Here is a 2,283-nt window from a genome sequence, read left to right as displayed (position 1 = left end):
AGCCTGATATAAGCGAGGCGGCTCTCCGGCGACACCTTGCCGGCGGCCAGTCCGGTCGAGACGATCAGCGAGGCTTCGCCCGCGGTGTTGCGCAGCAGCCAAGCGATCTGCTTGACCATCAACAGCTGGTCGATGACGGCGTCCTGGTGATTGACTTCGGCGGCCAGAATCCCGGAGATCCGGTCGAGCGTTTCCAAGAGCGCGGTTTCGGTGTCCATATACTCCTGGCCGAGGGCCGCGCGGCGCGAGCCTTTCGGCTTGCTCATCTCCTCCCAGAATTCCTTCTGCGCGGCGACAAGCCTCTTGTGCAGGCGGTCGAACTCGGCAAGCAGCGTCTGCTTCTGCTCGAACTCAATGGTCGGCAGGATTTCGAGCGCCCGGCTCATGGCGGGCATTTCCGAATCGCGGAGGCCCCGGACATAGCGCTCCATGTCGCCTTCGAGCTTGTCGTCATAGGCAAGCACCCGTTTGGTCGTGGTGCGGTCGGCACGCATGCGATCCATCGCCTTGAATAGGCTTGCCGATGCGTCGACGATGGTCGCGATCCGGCTCGTCACGGTCCGTCGCGCCCAGGAATCCCAGGCGCTCCGCGAGAAGCCGATGATGACGAAAAGCGCTGTGATGAGGATGACCGACTTGAGCAGGGTCGCAGCCGAGAGGCGATTCAACATCCTAATCCTCGAATAATTTCATCTATTTGGCAGAAAAAGGGTAAATATTTCGGCTGCAACTCACTGGTAAAATATTCTGGTCTCGCCGCGCAAATGCGCCGATACTACCTGGCCGGGAACGGGTTCGAGGGGCGACGGGTTGAGGAAATCGTTACAAGGTCTTATCGGCGTCCAAATGGGGGGTGTGCATGATCGTCGGAGTACTGATTACTTTCCTTGTCATCATCCTGGTTCTCTATCTCATCAACATGCTGCCGATCGACGGCCGCGCCAAGCAGATCTGCCGCGTCGTGGTGATTATCCTCGGCGTGATCTCGCTGCTCAAATATATCGCGGTGTTCTAGCTGAGCGGTCATTCCGGGATGGTCCGAAGGACCAGACCCGGAATCTCGAGATTCCGGGTTCGGTGCTTCGCACCGCCCCGGAATGACGAGAAGAAATCTTTTCGCCTGCGCTCGCAAAAGAAGAGCGGCGAAAAAAAGCCCCGGCGCGAGGCCGGGGGTTTTTGCGTGTAACGTCTGGTCACCTCAGTGTCTTGAACCAGTCGTCGACGTCCTTGCGGGCCTGGTCCTTGGCATAGCCATAGCGCTGCTGCAGCTTGCCTTCGAGCTGTTCGCGGCGGCCCTCGACGACGTTGAGATCGTCGTCGGTGAGCTTGCCCCACTTCTCCTTGGCGGAGCCCTTGAACTGCTTCCAGTTGCCTTCCACGCGGTTCCAATCCATGGCCGATCTCCCATTCGAATTGAGGAAGACGGATTAACCTAGTTGAAGCCGCATCGTTCCGCGGGGAACCGCCCCGCACCATCACATCCTGCGCGCAAGCAGTTCGGCGCGGGCTGAACATCATCCCAAAGCCTTGGCTTCGCGGCGGCGCGCGGTGAGGATGTATTCGGTGTAGCCGTTCGGCTGCGCGCGGCCCTTGAAGACGAGGTCGCAGGCCGCCTCGAAGGCGAAGCCGTCGAATGAAGGCGCCATCGGCCGGTAGAGCGGGTCGGTCGCATTCTGCTTGTCCACGACGACGGCCATGCGCTTCAAGGATTCCATCACCTGAGCTTGGCTGACGACGCCGTGATGCAGCCAGTTGGCGAGATGCTGGCTCGAGATGCGCAAGGTGGCGCGGTCTTCCATCAGTCCGACATCGTGGATGTCGGGCACCTTCGAGCAGCCGACGCCCTGGTCGATCCAGCGCACGACGTAGCCCAAAATCCCCTGGCAGTTGTTGTCGATCTCCTGCCTGACATCGTCCGGCGCCCAGTTCGACTGCGACACCGGAATGGTCAAAATGTCCGACAGCTTTGCGCGCGGCCCGCCCTTGGCGAGCTCGTCCTGCCGCGCCAGCACATTGACCTGGTGATAGTGCAGGGCATGCAGCGTCGCCGCGGTCGGCGACGGCACCCAGGCCGTGGTGGCGCCGGCCTGCGGATGGGAAATCTTCTGCGCCAGCATGTCGGCCATCTTGTCGGGCGCGGCCCACATGCCCTTGCCGATCTGGGCATGGCCGGGCAGGCCACAGGTCAGACCGATGTCGACGTTCCAGTCCTCGTAGGCCTTGATCCAGGCCTGCGCCTTCATCTCGTTCTTGCGGATCATGGGACCTGCTTCCATCGAGGTG

At 61.2% G+C, this 2,283-nt stretch carries 2 protein-coding genes and 2 pseudogenes; 1 reads left to right on the top strand and 3 read right to left on the bottom strand.

What is annotated here, in order from left to right:
- A pseudogene (locus JOZ76_RS15135) lies at positions 1-671 on the bottom strand (methyl-accepting chemotaxis protein); the annotation flags it as partial.
- A 188-nt stretch (positions 672-859) separates the two neighbouring features.
- Here JOZ76_RS15135 and JOZ76_RS15130 point away from each other — a divergent pair.
- Entirely contained in the window at positions 860-1,015 is a 156-nt protein-coding gene (locus JOZ76_RS15130; RefSeq protein WP_291699424.1) for a Thivi_2564 family membrane protein, read from the top strand.
- Between the two features lie 178 nt (positions 1,016-1,193).
- On the opposite strand, the gene JOZ76_RS15125 is transcribed toward JOZ76_RS15130, so the two are convergent.
- Positions 1,194-1,394, bottom strand: coding sequence for a CsbD family protein (locus tag JOZ76_RS15125; RefSeq protein ID WP_291699423.1), 201 nt, complete (start codon positions 1,392-1,394; stop codon positions 1,194-1,196).
- 120 nt (positions 1,395-1,514) lie between these two features.
- Positions 1,515-2,283, bottom strand: a pseudogene (locus JOZ76_RS15120) (malate synthase G); the annotation flags it as partial.

Origin of the sequence: Bradyrhizobium sp., assembly GCF_019244115.1 — a bacterium.
Classification (GTDB): domain Bacteria; phylum Pseudomonadota; class Alphaproteobacteria; order Rhizobiales; family Xanthobacteraceae; genus Bradyrhizobium.
Note: the sequence above shows the minus strand (reverse complement) of the source record. Positions and strands in the feature narration are given on the sequence as shown.